The sequence below is a fragment of the Metabacillus herbersteinensis genome (assembly GCF_042433335.1).
Taxonomy (GTDB): Bacteria; Bacillota; Bacilli; order Bacillales; family Bacillaceae; genus Metabacillus; species Metabacillus herbersteinensis.
The window spans coordinates 82,163-100,828 of record NZ_JBHLVO010000011.1 but is presented as its reverse complement, the minus strand read 5'-3'; the positions used below and the strand labels follow the sequence as shown (position 1 = coordinate 100,828).

At 37.2% G+C, this 18,666-nt stretch carries 17 protein-coding genes; 15 read left to right on the top strand and 2 right to left on the bottom strand.

Annotated features, from left to right (window positions below; genetic code table 11):
- Positions 1-18: 18 nt before the first annotated feature.
- The 10 genes from ACFFIX_RS14370 to ACFFIX_RS14325 all read left to right on the top strand — a co-directional run bounded on the left by ACFFIX_RS14370 (position 19) and on the right by ACFFIX_RS14325 (position 9,436).
- Positions 19-678 (top strand): GntR family transcriptional regulator, encoded by a 660-nt coding sequence (locus ACFFIX_RS14370; RefSeq protein ID WP_378935090.1) that lies wholly within the window; start codon positions 19-21, stop codon positions 676-678.
- A 234-nt stretch (positions 679-912) separates the two neighbouring features.
- Complete coding sequence (gene uxuA / locus ACFFIX_RS14365) at positions 913-2,013, top strand: mannonate dehydratase (protein ID WP_378935088.1); 1,101 nt, start codon at positions 913-915, stop codon at positions 2,011-2,013.
- A gap of 151 nt (positions 2,014-2,164) precedes the next feature.
- Positions 2,165-3,175, top strand: a complete 1,011-nt coding sequence (gene allD / locus ACFFIX_RS14360) for an ureidoglycolate dehydrogenase (protein ID WP_378935086.1) — start codon at positions 2,165-2,167, stop codon at positions 3,173-3,175.
- Between the two features lie 128 nt (positions 3,176-3,303).
- Positions 3,304-4,305, top strand: coding sequence for a TRAP transporter substrate-binding protein (locus ACFFIX_RS14355; protein WP_378935084.1), 1,002 nt, complete (start codon positions 3,304-3,306; stop codon positions 4,303-4,305).
- A 72-nt stretch (positions 4,306-4,377) separates the two neighbouring features.
- On the top strand, positions 4,378-4,872 hold the full coding sequence (locus ACFFIX_RS14350) for a TRAP transporter small permease (protein WP_378935082.1): 495 nt from the start codon (positions 4,378-4,380) through the stop codon (positions 4,870-4,872).
- Positions 4,872-6,143, top strand: coding sequence for a TRAP transporter large permease (locus tag ACFFIX_RS14345; RefSeq protein WP_378935080.1), 1,272 nt, complete (start codon positions 4,872-4,874; stop codon positions 6,141-6,143). The genes ACFFIX_RS14350 and ACFFIX_RS14345 overlap by 1 nt, the downstream gene beginning before the upstream one ends.
- Positions 6,144-6,155: 12 nt before the next feature.
- A complete protein-coding gene (locus tag ACFFIX_RS14340) occupies positions 6,156-7,172 on the top strand; it encodes a zinc-binding alcohol dehydrogenase family protein (RefSeq protein WP_378935078.1) in 1,017 nt (338 codons plus the stop codon).
- 14 nt (positions 7,173-7,186) lie between these two features.
- A complete protein-coding gene (locus ACFFIX_RS14335; RefSeq protein WP_378935076.1) occupies positions 7,187-7,324 on the top strand; it encodes a hypothetical protein in 138 nt (45 codons plus the stop codon).
- Positions 7,321-8,157: an SDR family oxidoreductase gene (locus tag ACFFIX_RS14330; RefSeq protein ID WP_378935074.1), complete on the top strand. Its 837-nt coding sequence runs from the start codon at positions 7,321-7,323 to the stop codon at positions 8,155-8,157. Before ACFFIX_RS14335 ends, ACFFIX_RS14330 begins: the two co-directional genes overlap by 4 nt.
- Before the next feature lie 304 nt (positions 8,158-8,461).
- On the top strand, positions 8,462-9,436 hold the full coding sequence (locus tag ACFFIX_RS14325) for a Gfo/Idh/MocA family protein (protein ID WP_378935072.1): 975 nt from the start codon (positions 8,462-8,464) through the stop codon (positions 9,434-9,436).
- Positions 9,437-9,520: 84 nt separating this feature from the next.
- On the opposite strand, the gene brnQ is transcribed toward ACFFIX_RS14325, so the two are convergent.
- Entirely contained in the window at positions 9,521-10,855 is a 1,335-nt protein-coding gene (gene brnQ, locus ACFFIX_RS14320; RefSeq protein ID WP_378935070.1) for a branched-chain amino acid transport system II carrier protein, read from the bottom strand.
- Positions 10,856-11,250: 395 nt separating this feature from the next.
- On the opposite strand from brnQ, the gene ACFFIX_RS14315 reads away from it, so the two are divergent.
- The 5 genes from ACFFIX_RS14315 to menC are packed head-to-tail and all read left to right on the top strand — an operon-like array spanning position 11,251 to position 16,680.
- Positions 11,251-12,108 carry a MurR/RpiR family transcriptional regulator gene (locus tag ACFFIX_RS14315; RefSeq protein ID WP_378935068.1) on the top strand — a complete coding sequence of 286 codons (858 nt, stop codon included), beginning with the start codon at positions 11,251-11,253 and terminating at the stop codon, positions 12,106-12,108.
- A 39-nt stretch (positions 12,109-12,147) separates the two neighbouring features.
- Positions 12,148-13,527 carry a YjiH family protein gene (locus tag ACFFIX_RS14310; RefSeq protein WP_378935066.1) on the top strand — a complete coding sequence of 460 codons (1,380 nt, stop codon included), beginning with the start codon at positions 12,148-12,150 and terminating at the stop codon, positions 13,525-13,527.
- A 38-nt stretch (positions 13,528-13,565) separates the two neighbouring features.
- Positions 13,566-14,702 carry an amidohydrolase gene (locus ACFFIX_RS14305; RefSeq protein ID WP_378935064.1) on the top strand — a complete coding sequence of 379 codons (1,137 nt, stop codon included), beginning with the start codon at positions 13,566-13,568 and terminating at the stop codon, positions 14,700-14,702.
- Between the two features lie 31 nt (positions 14,703-14,733).
- Complete coding sequence (locus ACFFIX_RS14300; protein WP_378935062.1) at positions 14,734-15,543, top strand: GNAT family N-acetyltransferase; 810 nt, start codon at positions 14,734-14,736, stop codon at positions 15,541-15,543.
- Positions 15,544-15,570: 27 nt separating this feature from the next.
- The gene (menC, locus tag ACFFIX_RS14295; protein WP_378935060.1) at positions 15,571-16,680 is read left to right on the top strand and encodes an o-succinylbenzoate synthase; all 1,110 of its coding nucleotides are present in this window, start codon (positions 15,571-15,573) and stop codon (positions 16,678-16,680) included.
- 392 nt (positions 16,681-17,072) lie between these two features.
- Here the strand turns inward: menC and ACFFIX_RS14290 are convergent, their stop codons facing one another.
- Positions 17,073-18,659 carry an alkaline phosphatase family protein gene (locus ACFFIX_RS14290; protein ID WP_378935058.1) on the bottom strand — a complete coding sequence of 529 codons (1,587 nt, stop codon included), beginning with the start codon at positions 18,657-18,659 and terminating at the stop codon, positions 17,073-17,075.
- Positions 18,660-18,666: the final 7 nt, after the last annotated feature.

The following is an 18,666-nucleotide window of genomic DNA, read 5'->3' as shown; positions in this document are numbered from 1 at the left end:
TTGAATATAGATTCTAAAATGAAAACGCTGTCAACAAGAGGTCATATCTATTCTCTCTTAAAAGAAGACATTTTGAAATTAATTCTTTTGCCAGGTGATCAAATTTCCGAAAAAGAAATCTCAGAGAAATTTAAAGTAAGTCGAACACCTGTTAGAGAGTCTTTTCTTCAGCTATCAAAAGAAGGGTTATTAGATATTTATCCTCAAAAAGGGACATGCGTTTCGCTAATTGATTTAAATCTTGTGGAAGAGGCAAGGTTCATGAGAGAGCACTTAGAGATTGCTGTTATTAAGTTAGCTTGCGAAAATTTTTCACAGGAAAAACTTTTTTCACTAGAGATGAATTTAAAAATGCAAGAAATGTGTATGAAAGAAAGAAATTACGAACAGTTATTCCAACTTGATGAAGAACTTCATCAGACGATTTTTGAAGAATGTAAAAAAAGCAATATTTGGTTTACAATTCAACAAATGAACATGCCCTTTAATCGAATCCGTGTGTTAAGGTTAGTAGCTGATTTTAATTGGGATAACATTTATCATCAACACTTAATGATTGTAGAGGCCATTAAAAATAAAAAACCAGAAGTGGCTGTAAAGGTTATACAAGAACACTTAACAATGGTTGTTTTTGATAAAGAAAAACTAAAAGAAGAGTATCCTAGTTATTTTAAGTAAAACTTTAAAAAAGAATGAATTAGAAAATTGAATATTCTAATAAATATATTCAATTCTATCATTTTTGTAAGCGCTACCTTTATTAATATTAAAAGCTATATTTACAAGTGAAAAAGAGTGTATTAAGATATTAAAATTATTTTTATTTAAGAGTAAGGGAGATTTCTCAAACATTGAAGGTCTCGAAAATTATTGAATAAACAAGTAAGAAAAGATATTTGGAGGGGTTAAGCGATGAGAATGGTATTTAGATGGTACGGCGAGGATAATGATAGCGTTACACTTGATCAGATTAAACAAATCCCAGGTGTAGAGGGAATTGTTTGGGCGCTCCATGATATTTCTGCGGGTACAGAGTGGCCAATGGAGAAGATTGTTGAAGTTAAAAAACTAGGTGACAAGTATGGTTTAAACATAGAGGTTGTCGAAAGTGTGAATATTCACGAAGATATAAAGCTTGGGCTTGCAACTAGAGATCATTATATTGAAAATTATAAACGTACCATTGAGAAGTTAGCTAAGGTTGGAGTAAAAGTAATTTGCTATAACTTTATGCCTGTATTCGATTGGATCAGAACGGATTTACATAAAGAACTAGAAGATGGTTCAACAGCTCTATTCTATGAAAAGGCGAAGGTCGACAGCATGGATCCTATCGAGCTAGTGGGAAAATTATCTAAAAATCCAGAGTTTACAATGCCTGGTTGGGAACCTGAGAGACTAGCACATCTTTCTAAACTTTTTGAAGCGTATAAAAACGTCACGGAAGAAGACTTATGGAATAACCTTCAATACTTTTTAGAACAAATTATTCCAATCGCTGAGATAAACGATATTAAAATGGCGATTCATCCTGATGATCCGCCATGGCCTGTTTTCGGACTGCCAAGAATTATGACGAACAAAGAGAACATTAAAAGATTGTTAAACCTTGTTGATAGCCCATTCAACTGCGTCACTCTGTGTAGTGGTTCTTTAGGTGCAAATCCTGATAACAATGTTGCAGAGATGGTAAGAGAATTTGCAGATCGAATTCCCTTTGCTCATATTCGAAATGTGAAAATCTATGAAAATGGCGATTTTATTGAGACATCTCATAGAACTTGTGATGGTTCGGTAGACATTTGTGACATTGTGAAGGCCTACCACGAGAATGGTTTTACAGGGTATGCAAGACCTGATCATGGCAGACATATTTGGGATGAGGAATGCAGGCCTGGATATGGGCTTTATGATAGAGCTCTTGGAATTATGTATTTATGGGGTTTATGGGATGCTTACGAAAAAGCTAAGCAGGGGGTAACTGCATCTAAGCAGAAGGTAACCACAAGCTAGGAAGCCTTCAAACGATACAGCCATTAGTAAATCAGTTTGACCAAGCAGCACAAGTCCTATTATAGATGCAGCTATTATTGATAGTATAGGAAATCAACTTCACACGAAGAGATGAAAAACAAGCATGAGAATATAGAGTAGGAGGATCAATATGCCTAGTATTGTGATTTCACATCAAGAAGCTAAAAAACTTGTCATACAAAAACTAACGAATGCTGGTTTAAACAGTGAACATGCCAAGAAAGTAGCTGAAGTTCTTGTACATGCTGATTTGCGCAATGTGAATTCACATGGGGTGCTCCGTACCGAGCATTATGTTAATCGTTTACAAGCTGGTGGCATTAACCCAAACCCGTCTATTTCTTTTCATAAAACAGGTCCAGTGACTGGTGTGGCCGATGGTGATGACGGTTTTGGTCATGTCATTGGTGACATTGCCATGCAGCACGCAATCGACATGGCAAAAGAAAATGGAATAGGAATGGTAACAGTAAAGAATAGCAGTCATTGCGGTGCTCTTAGTTATTTTGTTCAAAAAGCAGCAGAACAAAATTTAATTGGAATGGCGATGTCTCACACAGATAAAATTGTTGTTCCATTTGGTGGAAAAGAATCATTTTTAGGAACAAATCCAATGGCATTTGGAGTTCCAGCTAAAAAGAATAAGCCGTTTATTTTGGATATGGCAACTTCAAATGCCGCTCTCGGTAAAATTCTCCAATATAAAGAAGAAGGAAAAGAAATCCCATCTGATTGGGGAGTGGATGAAAATGGTGAAACGGTCACGGACCCAACTAAAGTAGTGTCTCTTTCCCCATTTGGAGGTCCGAAAGGCTATGGACTATCACTTATCGTTGATATTTTCTCGGGACTGTTAGCGGGTGCGGCATTTGGTCCCCATATTTCTAAAATGTATGGCGATTTAGACAAAAAAAGGAAGTTGGGTCATTATTTCTGTGCCATTAACCCTTCGTACTTTACGAATACAGATGTATTTTTAGAGCAAATGGATCAAATGATGGATGAGCTTCGAAATGCACCTCCAGCACCTGGCTTTTCACAAGTATTTGTTCCTGGGGACATCGAACAAAGCAATGAAGAATTGAATCTTGAACATGGCATTTCCATCGCATCAACGGTTTATCACTATTTAACAACCTAAACTTAATCGATCTTAAAAATCAGGTTCTACCAGCTAATCTGAGATCTTTAGGAAAGGGGTGATGCGTGGTAGAAAAATAACTGATAGGAGTATCAATGAAATAATGAAAATATAAGGGGGATTTAAGAATGAAAAAAATAAGTTTATTATCAGCAATTCTTGCAGTTATGTTACTTTTAGGAGCTTGTAGTTCAGGTGGGGATGTCGGTGGAAATGCACAAGAAGGTGAAGTAATTAAGTGGAAGCTTGGACATTTGGCTGATGAAAATCATATTTGGCATAAAACAGCTACAGAGTTTGCGAATTTAGTTAAAGAAAAATCAGAAGGACAAATTGAAATTACACTATACCCAAATAACTCATTAGGTGGGGAAACAGATACAATTAATGCGATTCAAGCAGGAACCGCCGATCTTGTCGTTTCAGGTGAAACATTGCAGAACTGGGCTCCAAAAGCTGCTTTAATGGCAACTCCGTATGCGTTCAAAAATTTAGAACATGTTAAAACGGTTGTTGAAGGTGAAATTGGAGACGAAATTGAAGAGGAAATTAAAGAGAAAGCTCAATTAACATCTCTCTATTACCATACTCGTGCACCACGTAACTTAACCTCTTCTGAGCCAATTAAGTCTCCAGAAGATCTAGAAGGATTTAGTATGCGTGTTCCGAACGTTCCTTTATTCTTGGATGCATGGGAAGCAGCAGGTGCAAAACCTCAAGTAATGGATTTTAATGAAGTGTTTACTGGAATACAACAAGGTGTTATTGATGGGCAAGAGAATCCTGTCGATTTAATTCAAAGTGGTGGTTTATATGAAGTTCAAGATTATGTGAATAAAACAGAACATGTATACTCTTGGATTTATATTTTAGTAGGAAATAAGCAATTAGAATCTTTAACAGATGAGCAACGTGAAGCTGTTTTTGAAGCGGCTCAAGAAGCTCAAGCTTTTGGAGAAAAATTATATGATGAAGAAATTGGTGCTATTGAAAACGAATTGAAAGAAGAGGGCATGGAATTTGTTGAAGTGGATCAAGATGCTTTCCGAGAAGCGATGACCCCTGCAATACAATCATCTCTTTCAGAAGAACAATTCGAATTATATGAAAGAATTTTAGGATCAGAGTAAAAAAATAAATAGGCACCGTTGACAATAGATAAGTCAACAGTGCCTTTCCTTTAGAAAGGAGTCAACTGAAAAATGAATCTTTTAAAATGGGTAACTCGTATACTATCGTTTTTAACGATTGTAAGTTTTGCAGGAGTTATTATTATAGTTACGATTCAAATATTGTCCCGCTATTTCCCGTATTCCTTCATTTGGACTGAAGAGTTAACGCGTTATTTTTTCTTATATGCAATTTGTTTTGGAGCACCACTTGCATTACTTCGAAATGAATTTATTAATGTGGACCTAATTATAGGCAGATTTTCAGGGACAGTGAAAAGATATTACGAGATTGGTATCTATTTAACAATACTACTATTAAGTGCAATCATGGTGAAAGAAGGATATGCCTTTATGCAATTGGGAAATAATCAATCTTCTGCTACGATGCCATTTCAAATGTCTGTTATACATGCATCCATATTTATCATGAGTATTTTCTTATTGATCTTTTCATTGATCAAAATTGGCTTCTTAATTCGTAATAAAAAGAATCCTTATGAAGTAGATGGAGGTGGAGAAATCTAATGGCCCTTTTATTGTTCGTCTCGTTTATCATTTTAATCTTTCTAGGCGTACCGGTAGCTTTTGGTTTAGGTCTTTCATCCCTCATTTATTTAATTGTAGCTGATATTCCACTAAACATTATTCCACAAAAGATGTTCAGTGGTTTAAATTCATTCGTTTTACTTTGTATACCAGGCTTTATTCTTGCTGGTAACTTAATGAATGCAGGTGGAATAACAGATAGGATTATTCAGTTTGCTAACAATCTTCTTGGCCGTATTCGCGGTGGATTGGGATTAGCTAATGTTGGTGCTTCAATGGGTTTTGCTGGTATTTCAGGGACAGCCCTCGCAGATACAGCGAGTATCGGGGCTATTCTTATCCCAGCCATGAAAAAGGAAGGTTATGGTGCAGGTTTCTCTGCTGCGGTTACAGCATCCTCTTCAACGGTAGGACCGATTATTCCACCATCCCTTCCAATGATTATAGTCGGTACACTAGCTTCCCTTTCAATTGGAGATTTATTTTTAGCTGGTGCAATACCAGGGATTTTGCTTGGTTTAGGCTTAATGATCCCAACCTATCTCATTTCAGTCAAAAGAAACTACCCAAAAGGTGAACGAAAATCTTTAACAGAAATTTGGAAAAGCTTCACTGGTGCGTTTTGGGCACTATTAATGACCGTCATTATTTTGTATGGAATTTTAGGAGGGTATTTTACACCAACTGAAGCATCCATTGTTTCCGTCATTTATGCTTTAATTGTTGGAATATTTATTTATAAAGAATTACCAATTAAAAAAATTCCGGAAATTATGCTTTCTACCATGACTTCTACTGCTTCTATTATGTTGCTCGTAGGGTTTGCCAATCTGTTTGGATGGATTATGGTTAGCGAACAAATTCCGCAAATGGTAGCTGATCTTATTTTAGGAATTTCAACTAATTCTGTTGTCGTTATCCTTTTAATCATAGTGTTACTTCTATTTGTTGGTACTTTTATGGAAACAATTGCAGCATTGGTCATTTTGTTCCCAGTTTTATTACCTGTCGCTATGACAATAGGAATGGATCCTATCCAATTCGGTGTCATGATGGTGTTAACTTTAGTTATTGGTCTAGTCACTCCACCAGTCGGTGTTTGTTTATTCGTTGCCTCCCAGATTGGAAAAGTATCAATTGGGACAACTACAAGGGAACTTATTCCATTTATTGGTGTTAGTTTGATCGTATTATTAATCGTTGCTTTTGTACCACAAGTTACTTTGTTCTTACCAAATTTATTTGAATAAGGGAGTGTCAAGATGAAAGCTGTTCGAATTACAAACCCGATGGAGTTAGTTTCATTGGATGTTGAGAAACCAGTTATTAACGAAGCACATGAAGTGATTGTAAAAGTTAAACGAGTGGGCATTTGCGGATCTGATATGCATATTTATCACGGAACAAATCCTCTTGCTACATATCCTCGAGTGGCGGGTCATGAAGTTGCTGGAGAAGTTGTCGCAGTTGGAGAAAGTGTGTCAATTTTGAAACCTGGAGACCATGTAGTAGTCGAACCGATTCGTTATTGTGGTGAATGTTATGCCTGCCGCAAAGGCCGTCCGAATGTATGTGAATCACTATCTGTATTTGGCGTACATGAAGATGGAGGGATGCGAGAGTTTATCGTCCTTCCTGAAAAACAATTACATGCTGTCAATCCATCGCTTGATTGGGACGAAATTGTTTTTGCAGAGCCATATACAATCGGTGCTCAAGCAGTGTGGAGAGGGAATGTTAGAGAAGGAGACACCGTTTTCATCCAAGGTTGCGGCCCAATAGGCATTTGCATTTTGAAAATGGCGAAGCTTGCAGGTGCAACCGTCATGATGAGTGATCTAAAAGAAGAACGCCTAGATTTTGCGAAAGAAAATGGAGCAGATCTAGTCATTCATGCAGCAAATGAGGCTATTGAAGAGAGAGTTATGGAATTTACGGAAGGTGAAGGAGCTAATGTAGTCATTGACGCAGTGTGTCTACCTTCTACATTTGAATTAGGGCTAAAAGTAGCTTCTATTGCAGGTACGGTTGTTGTTTTAGGATTTGATGAGCGAACAGCAGCTATTTCACAATTACCGATAACGAAGAAAGAGTTGACGATAGTAGGCTCTCGTCTGCAAACCGATCAATTTAAGAAAATTGTTACTTTATTAAATGAAAACAAACTTCAATCGAATGGGTTGATTACCCATAAATTTGCTTTAAAAGATGTACAAGAAGCTTTCACATTCGTTGAAGAAAATCCAGACATCGTCAGAAAAGCACTTATTGTGTTTTAGTAGGAGGAAAACACGTGATAAAAAAGTTGGAAGTACTGAAATCGTTAGAGACAATGAAAGTCGTTGCTGTGATTCGGGGGAAGAATGCAGAAGAAGGTGTGTTCGGTCAATTGGATGCTTTTCATGAAATTATAAAGGAGGAGTTGTCATGATTCCTATACATGATCATTTATCAGGACGAGTCGCTGTGGTAACAGGAGGAAGCGGAGTACTATGTTCGGAAATGTGTCGGGAACTTGCAAGACATGGCGTGAATATAGCGATATTAAATCGTACGGTTGAGAAAGGTGAAGCGGTAGCTGAAGAAATCCATCTACAAGGTGGAACGGCTATTGCCATAGCTGCCGATGTGCTTGACCGGGCTTCATTAGAACAGGCGAGAGATCAAGTAGTCGCCCGATTTGGAAGAGTAGATATATTAATAAATGGGGCAGGTGGAAATCACCCAGACGCCATAACTTCACCGGAAACATATGGAGAAGCTGTGGAAGGAAAATCATTTTTTGATTTAGATGAGACAGGATTTTCACAAGTATTTGCAAGTAATTTCACAGGGACATTTTTGGCGAGCCAAGTCTTCGGTGAAAAGCTGTTGGAACAAGAATCACCGGTCATCATTAATATGTCTTCTATGAGTTCATACTCTCCGATGACAAAGGTTCCTGCTTATAGTGCAGCAAAAAGTGCGATCAATAATTTCACAATGTGGATGGCCGTCCACTTTGCAGAAACAGGATTACGAGTGAATAGTATTTCACCTGGCTTCTTCTTAACGAAGCAAAACCGTGATTTATTGGTAAATGAAGATGGAACACTAACACCAAGATCGAATAAAATTATCACAAATACACCGATGAAACGCTTTGGAAAGCCTGAAGACCTTCTCGGTACACTACTCTGGTTAGTTGATGAATCTTGTTCTGGATTTGTTACCGGGATTACTGTACCTGTTGATGGTGGGTTTATGGCATACTCAGGTGTGTAAGCGAGTAGTTTAATACCTGCCAACAATTACACTTTATGCAGATAATAAAATGGGAGTTTTCTCTAAAAAGTAAAATACGCGAACTGCAGGAATTCAGAATGTTCTATAATGTGTATGAACGGAGTATTGAAAGATAGTGATGATTATGGTGCTAGGAACAATACAGTTCTTAAACCAATAATAGAAGCGATGGAATTGTAAATCGCAGCTTGTAGACTGAGTCTAAATAATTTAGATCAGTTTGCAGGCTTTTTTTTTATTCATGTTAAAATTAAGAAAATCGATAAGAGGAGGATATTACCCAATGCTAAAAATCGGAATTGTAGGCACAGGATGGTTTAGTGGAGTACATGGGAAAATCCTTTCGACCATGGAAGGCGTCCAAATAAAGGCGGTATTGGGAACAACTAAACAAAAAGCTGATGAGTTTGCTTATGAATTTGATCACGCGAAAGGGTATGGAAACTTTGTTGAGATGCTAGATTGTGAGAAACTAGATGCCGTTTATATTTGTGTGCCACCATTTGCACACGGAGAATTAGAGTTGCAATTAATAGAAAGAGGAATCCCTTTTCTAGTCGAGAAGCCCCTTAGTGTAGATCTTGAAGTTCCTAAACAGGTAATCTCAAAACTACAACGAAATCCTTTAATTACTTCGGTTGGCTATCATTTTAGGTACCGCGATTCAGTAAAATTCTTAAAAAATGAATTAGAAAATAGCACTCTTGGCATGGTTACAGGAGGTTGGATGGGGTCTATGCCTACCGTTTCTTGGTGGCGGAACCAGGAAACATCAGGTGGACAATTTGTTGAACAGACAACTCATTTAGTCGACCTTTTAAGGTATTCAGCAGGTGAAGTGGAAGAAGTCTACGCGGTTTTTGGTAGTAGATCGTTACATAAAACATATGATTTTGTAACAGTTCCTGATATTGGGACGGTCACACTCAAAATGAAGAGTGGTGTAATCGCTAATCTGTCGAATACTTGCATTCTTCCAGATGGTGACTCTAAAGTAGGATTGGATTATTACAGTGATAAAGGAATTTTACATATCAATCATGATCGTTTGGAGAAAAGTATCGGTGGTTTAAAGTCTGTTCACCAAGATACGGTGGATCCTTATTTGCTTGAGAATGAGGCCTTTCTTCATGCAGTGCGAACGGGGGATTCTTCAAGAGTTCTTTCTAATTATTATGATGCATTTCGCACACAGGAAGTTGCGGTTGCTGCATTGAAGTCAGCGGAGAGCGGGGAGCCGGTTAAGATAAATTTATAACGATAAGAACCTTCTCTTTAACTAAAAAAGTGTCAGTCCTCATGGTAGCCCTAGAGAATTGACACTTTTTTCTATTAACCTAACCTACGAAGCTTTCACATCTATATGCTCTACGATCATTCGCTGTGAACTGTGTTCACTCAAAGCGATCCCTATACCCGTACCAACAAGTGCCGGTACGACCCATTCTAACCCAACAGAGGAAAGTGGAAGATAGTTTGTAAACGTTAGAAGCGGACCATCGTTCAAACCAAATGCTTTTAATCCTCCAATCACTGCAAATACTCCAGTAAATAATATAGCACTTCTGTACACTAGTTTTGAGTTTTTAAAATAACGGTTAAAAAAGGTAAGTGTAATTAAAACAATCGTCAAAGGATAAGCAGTAACAAGGAATGGTACCGAAACTTTAAGTATTCCTGCTAAACCCAAGTTGGATAGAGTAAATCCAATCAGGGTGACCGCTAATACAACTAACTTGTAACTAGCCCTCGGAATAAGGTTTGAAAAATATTGCCCACAGGCTGTTGTTAAGCCAACTACTGTTGTAAAACAGGCTAATGTAAAGATGAACCCTAGTAGGATTTTTCCGCTTTGTCCTAATAAAAGTGTTGAGGCAGCAGTCAGGATATCCGTGCCATTTTCAAATGAACCACTCGATGCCATTTTGCCTCCTATTAATCCCAAACTTACATAGACTAAAGTGAGCAATATTCCGGCAATCACACCTGATCTCAATGTATAGTTTATTAATTTCTTTCTGCCTGTTACACCTCTTTGTTGAATCGATGTAAGGATGACGATTCCAAACGCTAGTGCACCAAGGGCATCCATTGTTGAATATCCTTCAATGAATCCTTTGAAAAAGGCTCCACTTTCATAGGTAACTGCTGGTGATTGGAGCGGTGCATCCAATTTTACAAAACCGACAGCACACAAGATTACGATGGATAAAAGCAAAATAGGAGTGATCCAGCGGCCCATATACTTTTCCATTTTAGAAGGGTCCAAGCTAATAATATAAACAATTGCAAAGAATACAGCCGAATAGAAAAATAGAATCATAGATGAGTTCCACGAATCATTAATGAAAGGTTTAACACCCATTTCATACGAAACACTAGCATTTCTCGGAATGGCGAGAAATGGACCAATCGACAAATAGATGATCACCATAAAGACTTTACTGAATAAAGGGTGAACACGATTCCCAATCGTTTGAGCACCATCTTTAACAAGAGAAACAGCAAACAACACGGCAATCGGTAATCCAACACCAGTTAGAATAAATCCTAACATGGCCATCCAGTAGGATGTACCTGACTGAGCTCCTAAAAAGGCAGGGAATATTAGGTTTCCCGCTCCAAAAAACATCGAAAATAACATCATTCCAATAAATAAGGTGTCTAATTTCTTCACTGTAGTTTCTCCTTTATTGAAAAAAATAAAAAGCTCTCCTGAACATCAGCACTCGCTTAGCGCCGATAGGATGGAGAACAGAATTTTTCGCTAGCTCTTTTTTTCAATGATTTTACGTATTAAAGGATAATAGCAGAGCGAAAAGAGGATGTCAATCTATTTAGATAATTTAGTTATATTTTTATAGGAAGTTTAAAGTTCTTCGTATAACTCGGAAATGATGGCAAATTTTCTGCGAAATGGTAGCGAGTTTAATAGACGTACAGATTAAGCAGTTTCGAGTAGGTTATTGTTAATAATTAGAATAATTAAAAAAATAACTTGTATATGAAGTATTTAATACATTACAATGAAAAAAAGAAGTTTTTCCTTCATAACGTATGAAAGGAGTAATTATGAATCAGAAAACGTTTCCACAAATCATTAAAGAAAGCTTTCTTACATTATCTCCAGGTCAGAAAAAAGTCGCTGAGTTTTTACTACACCATATGAATGAAGGGGCGTTGCTTACTGCTTTTCAGATTGGTCAGCAGGTTGGAGTAAGTGAGACCACGGTGATTCGGTTAGCGTATGCACTCGGATTTAGTGGTTATTCTGGGATGCAGGAGATGGTTCGTAAAGATTGGCTTGCAAACCAACACTCAGTTAGTGATGAAGGAAATTATCCACGAAAAGAAGACCGTGATGAAGAACATTTATTTAGCGATGTGATTGATCAAGAACGACTAATTTTGCAGCAGTTATTGAATCAATTAAGTCCGGATGAGATTTGGAAAGCTGTTGATGAATTAGTTAAAGCAGACCGAGTCTATATCGGTGGATTAGGAAGTTCGTACGCTGCTGCTTATTGGTTTTATTACACATTAAAGCAACTAAGAGAAAATGTGTTTCTCTCCAGTCCAACCGGATTTTTACTAGAGGATATCTGTGAATTGACTGAAAAATCGGCTGTGGTGATTTTTTCATTCCCTCGTTATAGGAGGGAAACTCATAAGCTAGCTAACTTCGCAAAAAAACAAAAAGCTATAATCGTTGCTATTACAAACAGACAGCTTTCACCGATTGGCCAACTAGCAGATATTACGTTAACAACAGAAGAACAGATGGAATCTGGCCACCATTCGATTGCATCTGTTGTCAGTCTTCTGGAGGTCATTATTGCTGGAATACATATACGCGATCGTGAAAGAATTAGTATTCGGCAGCAAAAATTAGAACTTCTTTACACAGATCAAGAATTGTTTTTAGAGTAGTACGGAAGAAAAACACAAGAAACAAAAGGGGGAAATGAGATGAATGGGCTACCAAAAACAAATGATAAAGTACAGGTAAATATGTTTTCCATGAAAGATTATTTGAAATTTTTAATTCCATCATTAGTAGGAATTCTATTGTTTATCGTACCGATCACATCTGAAGACGGAATCACAATTCCTGTTGCCTTTCTAGCAAATCAAATTAACACATTTTTGGGTGATCTTATCCCAATGATAACAATGTTTATCATTACTCTTTCCGTTATTGGTTCTTTTATAGCAGTGTTCTTTAAACCTCGTTTTATCACAGAGAGTTTATTTTTAAATAAATTGTTGAACGTGAGTAAGTTTTGGCTATCTGCACGTTTTCTAGGGATGCTTTTTGCAATAATTACTCTTTACGAAATGGGACTGGAATGGATTTATTCAGAGAATACGGGTGGATTATTAATGTATGATTTAATTCCGATTCTTTTTTCTACGTTTCTATTAGCGGGTTTATTATTGCCCCTTCTATTAAACTTTGGATTACTTGAATTTTTTGGGGCCTTATTAATGAAAGTGATGAGACCCGTCTTTACATTGCCTGGGCGTTCGTCACTAGATTGCTTAGCTTCTTGGGTTGGAGATGGAACGATTGGCGTTTTATTAACAACGAAACAATATGAGGAAGGATATTATACGAAACGAGAAGCAGCCGTTATTGCGACTACGTTTTCGGTTGTATCGATTACATTCTCGATCGTCGTAATCACTTACTTGAAATTAGAGCAATATTTCATTCACTACTATTTAACGATTATTTTTGCAGGACTTGTTGCTGCCCTAATCATGCCTCGTATTCCACCACTGTCTAGAAAATCGAATTCTGGCTATGAACATACCGATTTACAAGTCGAAACAAATATTCCTTCTGATATTTCAACTGTTAAATGGGGGATAAATCAAGCGGTAAATAAAGCTAAAAAAAATAACTCAGCCACTTCTATTTTAAAAGAAGGGTTTCAAAATGTGTTAGATATGTGGGTAGGTGTGCTTCCAATTGTCATGGCAATTGGGACGATTTCATTAGTGGTTGCTGAATTCACACCGGTTTTCAAGATTCTTGGAATGCCGTTCGAGCCAATTCTTACGTTATTACAAGTTCCTGAAGCAAATGAAGCTGCTCAAACGCTCGTTGTTGGGTTTGCAGATATGTTTTTACCAGCTGTTATTGGTAGTGGAATTGAAAGTGAGTTAACACGGTTTGTCATTGCGTGTGTGTCGGTCACTCAACTTGTGTACATGTCTGAAATGGGTGGATTACTCCTTGGATCTAAGTTACCAATCAGTATAAAAGATTTAATCCTCATCTTTTTATTACGTACATGCATTACATTGCCAATCGTGGTGGCAATTGCTCATCTGATTTTTTAACCGTGAGGGAGTTTAGTATTAGCTAGGAGGTACTCAAATTGATTGACCCTATTCAGTTTATTCATGAGCAGCGACAACATATTTTACAAACCTATCAAGAGCTTCATCTACTCGCTGAACCAAGTTGGAAGGAAGAAAAAACCTCGACTTATATTCGAGAGAAGCTTCTACAGGCAGGTGTAAGTGTTCAGACCTATGATGGTCATTTTGGCTTGGTCGCTGAAATCGAAGGAGAAAAGCAAGACGTGATTGCGATTCGTGCGGATATGGATGCATTAGTTCAAGAAGTAGACGGAGTCGTAAAAGCTAACCATTCATGTGGTCATGATGCACATAGTACGATGGTTTTAGTTACGGCGCTTGCTTTAGCACAAAGGAATCAACCATTTACTCATACCATACGGTTTATTTTTCAGCCTGCAGAGGAAAAGGCAGCAGGGGCCCAGCAAATGATGGAAGATGGTGCTCTAACAAATGTTAAGTTTCTTGGAGGTATTCACTTACGCCCATCGATTGAGGTTCCTTTTGAAAAAGCAGCACCAGTCATTCTACATGGATCAACTGCAAGCGTAAAAGGCGTGATCAAAGGGATACCAGCGCATGCAGCACGACCTGAAGAAGGAAATAATCCGATTGAAGCAGCGAGCCTATTAATACAAGCAGTCAGTCAGATTCGTCTAAGGGAGAACGGTCGATACTCTATAAAAATGACGGAGCTGCATAGTGGTGAATCGTCTAATTCCATTCCAGAAACCGCTCGTTTTACATTGGATCTTAGGTCAGAATCGAATGGAACGATGGAAAAACTTATTGACATGGCCCAACATACTATTGGTACGATCGCTGAGTTAACTGAGACAGAAATTAAATACAGCATTGAGGAGTATTCACCAGCTGCGGTAAAGCATCCAAGAGCAATGGGTTTAGCTCAACATGCGATCGCTGACATTCTTGAAGAAGAAAATGTAGAATCACCCTGTGTGTCTCCAGGTGCAGAGGACTTTCACTTTTATACATTGAAAAATCCAGACTTAGCAGCAACAATGATCGGATTAGGCTGTGATTTAACACCTGGATTACATCACCCGAACATGCAATTTAATCAAGAAGCCTTGATATACGGATCAAAAATTTTAACTAAGCTATTACTACTAGCAGATACGAAGCAATGGTAGGAGTTCGACCGTACGTGGAGGAGGAGAACGTTTGATACAAAAAGTTTTATCATCTATTTTAATTCGGAACCTTCAAACTGTAGAGGAGCTAGAATCAGTCCGCAACTTAGAAGCCATCATTTGGAGTATGGAAGATTCGGTACCTCTTAACCAAACGATCGCTGCTGTTAAAAATGGCGGTTTTGTATTAGGTGCATTTTTAAATGGAGAGCTAATTGGCTTTCAATATAGCTTTCCAGGCTTTGACGGAAAGAAAATCTATCTTTGTTCTCATAGCTTAGGGATTTCTCCTGATTATCGTAAATTTGGAATTGGTGAAAAGTTGAAGATTGCTCAAAAAGAAACTGCGCTTCAAAAAGGGTATGATCTTATTACTTGGACATTCGATCCGTTAGAAACGGTCAATGCGCATCTTAATTTCCATAAGCTAAGGGGTACCAGTACAACGTATATGGAAAATGCATATGGTGAAATGGCTGATAACTTGAATGCTGGAATTCCGACGGACCGCTTATTAGTAGAGTGGTGGATTAATCATTCGACTAAATCTGAGAATATTTTTTCTGTTAGTGACCGTTATTTAACGATAAAAACCAGCACTCAACAAAACGATTTAATCCCAGAACAAACGGATCTAACATTAGAGAATCATAGGTTATTTGTTCCAGTCCCTAGTAACTTTCAAGAATTAAAAACAGACAATTTTCTACTTGCGGTAATGTGGCGAGAAAAGTCACGCCAAGTTTTTACTCATTATTTAAATCATGGATGGGTCGTCACTGATTTAATAAGAGATAATGAAATTCCTAATCAATATCTCTATCTCTTAGAAAAAAAATAAGCAAAGAATCACAAGGAGATTTTAACTATGGAGATTAAGAGCATCACTTTGAGGCATATAAAGATGGACCTGTTGTACCCATTTACAACAAGTGTTGGGACAGAATTTGATAAAGATATTATCCTTGTTGAAGTAAAATCAAAAAGTGGATTATCTGGGTGGGCAGAATCTGTTTCAATCAATGAACCCATTTATAATGAAGAAACGGTGAAAACGAATTGGCATATGATGAGTGATTACTTAATTCCACTGTTATTCCAAGACTCAATGAAACATCCGAACGAAGTTTCTGACCGTTTTAAGCCGATTCGCGGCAATTATAATGCAAAAGCCGCACTTGAATGTGCCATTTGGGATCTTTATGCAAGGGAAAAGAATCTTTCTTTAGCGAAGGCATTAGGTGGTGTAAAGGATAAGGTTGAAGTAGGGATTAGTGTTGGAATTCAAGAGTCTGAACGAAAAATGCTTCAGCAAATTGAAGGATATCTAAACGAGGGATATAAACGAATAAAAGTAAAAATTAAACCAAGTTGGGATGTTCATATCTTAAAGGCAATCCGTCAAGAGTTTCCTTCTATTCAATTGATGGCAGATGCCAATTGTGCTTACAATTTGAATGATATCGAACATCTTAAAGAATTAGATGCATTTCATTTAACGATGATTGAACAGCCCTTTGATTGTGATGACATCATCGACCATGCCAAGTTACAAGCGGAGCTCAAGACCCCGATCTGCCTTGACGAAAGCATTCATACAGTTGAAGATGCACGAAAAGCAATCGAACTAGGAAGCTGTAAAATCATCAATCTTAAAATTGGTCGTGTTGGTGGATTAACCGAATCTAAAAAAATACATGACCTATGTGAAAAACACGATATTCCTGTTTGGTGTGGTGGAATGCTTGAAGCAGGAATCGGCAGAGCTCACAACATCGCCATTACAACTCTAGCGAATTTCACCTTACCTGGAGACACAGCTCCATCTTCCCATTATTGGAAACAAGACATTATTGAACCAGAGGTCGAAATGAAAGACGGCTATATTTATGTACCAGAAAGTGCTGGAATAGGTTTTGTGCCAAATATAAAAAGAATTGATGATGTTACGTTGTATAGTAAAACGTTTCGTAATTAGTTCTATTTACAAATCATCATCTTTTCATTAAGCATTGTAAAAGATTTAAAAACTGGTAGAGCTTTGATGAACCATATAATTTGTCATATATGTTTAATGAAAGAAAGTATAGCAGCAGATTTAATCGTTGATTTAGTAACAGGGAAGATTAACTTTAAGGTGGTAGTACAGAAGGTCAGCATCACTCATATAGAAAAGGATTATAAAATAAAAAGACACCATTAGTATGATTAAAAGGTGTCTTTTTACATATCTATAGGGATCCCGCCCTCAATTTGACAAACCCAAGCTAAGGAAATTCCTGTAAACGTGTCTCTGTCTTTAGCTATAGAAAATGGTAAAAAAGAGCATAGGGATCAGATAAGTTAGTTGAATTAATAGGTTTTAATGAATTAATTAATTTGTTTTATATCTCCTTCTAAGACATCTAATATCCACCTTTTTAAATCAACAATCCGTAAATGATCAATGCTTTTATCGGTCCCTGTAACTATCATAGGTGTAAGTGAATCATCTTTATGCATAGAACCGTGAGCACCTCCACCAGCATGTTCAGGAGAACTTTCTCCTATAAATTCGTAGCCGGGTTTAGCATCCACTATTAGAAAATCTCCTTTTTGTGAATGTAATGCGCCATATAATCTTGCTAATCCATCAGGGTAATTTCTGTAGCTAATATGATGATTACCATCTATTTTTAAATCTAAAATTGCACGATTTCCTTTTATATCCCAAGTTTGATCATAAACATCTTTATAAGATCCGCCAGGTTTAAATTGAAAAGTGCCCTTGTGGCGTCCCGAAATTACTTGAACCATATCGTTTTTTTTCCAGGCAATCCAGGCAATCCGTGAATCTGTCTGCAATTTATTAGCTATATCTTTTATAGAAAAATCATTATTGATTTTATATACATATGCCATTCGTTCATTTGCTGTAATGACAACTTCATCCTTATTTCGAACAGGCTCCCCCAGCTTTAAAACATTATAATCAGATAGTGCCTCTCTTAAGTCAATTAAAGCTTCCTTTTTGTTCTTTTTAACTGCCGATTGATTGCCGTCCCCAATAATGATCCAAATGATAGTATCAAGAGCGTTTTCCCACTTTGGATAAGCATTTAATACTTCCTGTAGATGTTTATCAAGTTTCTCAATCCCTTTTGTTGTCATAGGGCCCTTTCTATGAACTGCATGATCATTTTCTGGCATGTACAAAATTGTAAATTCAGGAAGTACATCGTTCTTTAAAAGATACTTTAATTCTTGAGCAGCAAATGCATCGTTAAGCCCCAATCGATTTATTACATGATTATTTTTCGGGTCCAGTCTGATTAAATCTCCGAAAGACAATATCTTTGGTCCTTTTGTCTGATATTGATCAGGTAAGGGAGTCGTTTTTGCTAAGAACTTCGGAATTTTTAGGGTATGTTTATAATTTCCCCTGTATATTAAAGCATTTATAGAAGCAGTTTGTACCCCGTTGTTGTCTAATTCTTCATGTATGGTTTTAACATTTGAATCGAGATCCACATTATTAAATTGAAATAGGCTGTTTTGAGCAAACTCGGGAACTCCATACTTCAAGGTTTCAAAAAATCCGTTTCCGTAACTAATAATACGTTGTTCGTCTTCCTTAAACCAGACTAGACCAGGGATCTTATGTTTGTCAGGATTAGTACCTGTTATTAAAGTACTGTCAATGGTAACTGACATTGTTGGATAGGAACTTACCAATTCCTTACTATATAGACCATGCTTTAGAAAAAATTCTAGGGCCGGGGCTTTATCCTCCTGGATGGCTTTTTTTAAAGGTTTGTCCATTAATGAATCAATAACAAGCAGGACAACTTTAGGAGAAGCAGAGTCCTTTGTTTGCAAAACTATTGGAGAACTTCGCTCATTCTTTGCACCATGATGAGAGAAACCAATAATCAGTAGGATTGAAAGGAATACGAGAATTATTAAGCGATATATCATTAGGACT

What these genes read in the sequence shown, in the direction of transcription:
- ACFFIX_RS14325 (WP_378935072.1), top strand. Translation starts at nt 8,462, where the DNA reads ATGCTAAAAATCGGAATTGTAGGCACAGGATGGTTTAGTGGAGTACAT.
- ACFFIX_RS14350 (WP_378935082.1), top strand. Translation starts at nt 4,378, where the DNA reads ATGAATCTTTTAAAATGGGTAACTCGTATACTATCGTTTTTAACGATT.
- ACFFIX_RS14290 (WP_378935058.1), bottom strand. Translation starts at nt 18,659, where the DNA reads ATGATATATCGCTTAATAATTCTCGTATTCCTTTCAATCCTACTGATT.
- ACFFIX_RS14345 (WP_378935080.1), top strand. Translation starts at nt 4,872, where the DNA reads ATGGCCCTTTTATTGTTCGTCTCGTTTATCATTTTAATCTTTCTAGGC.
- allD (WP_378935086.1), top strand. Translation starts at nt 2,165, where the DNA reads ATGCCTAGTATTGTGATTTCACATCAAGAAGCTAAAAAACTTGTCATA.
- menC (WP_378935060.1), top strand. Translation starts at nt 15,571, where the DNA reads ATGGAGATTAAGAGCATCACTTTGAGGCATATAAAGATGGACCTGTTG.
- uxuA (WP_378935088.1), top strand. Translation starts at nt 913, where the DNA reads ATGAGAATGGTATTTAGATGGTACGGCGAGGATAATGATAGCGTTACA.
- ACFFIX_RS14330 (WP_378935074.1), top strand. Translation starts at nt 7,321, where the DNA reads ATGATTCCTATACATGATCATTTATCAGGACGAGTCGCTGTGGTAACA.
- ACFFIX_RS14355 (WP_378935084.1), top strand. Translation starts at nt 3,304, where the DNA reads ATGAAAAAAATAAGTTTATTATCAGCAATTCTTGCAGTTATGTTACTT.
- ACFFIX_RS14315 (WP_378935068.1), top strand. Translation starts at nt 11,251, where the DNA reads ATGAATCAGAAAACGTTTCCACAAATCATTAAAGAAAGCTTTCTTACA.
- ACFFIX_RS14370 (WP_378935090.1), top strand. Translation starts at nt 19, where the DNA reads ATGAAAACGCTGTCAACAAGAGGTCATATCTATTCTCTCTTAAAAGAA.
- ACFFIX_RS14310 (WP_378935066.1), top strand. Translation starts at nt 12,148, where the DNA reads ATGAATGGGCTACCAAAAACAAATGATAAAGTACAGGTAAATATGTTT.
- ACFFIX_RS14340 (WP_378935078.1), top strand. Translation starts at nt 6,156, where the DNA reads ATGAAAGCTGTTCGAATTACAAACCCGATGGAGTTAGTTTCATTGGAT.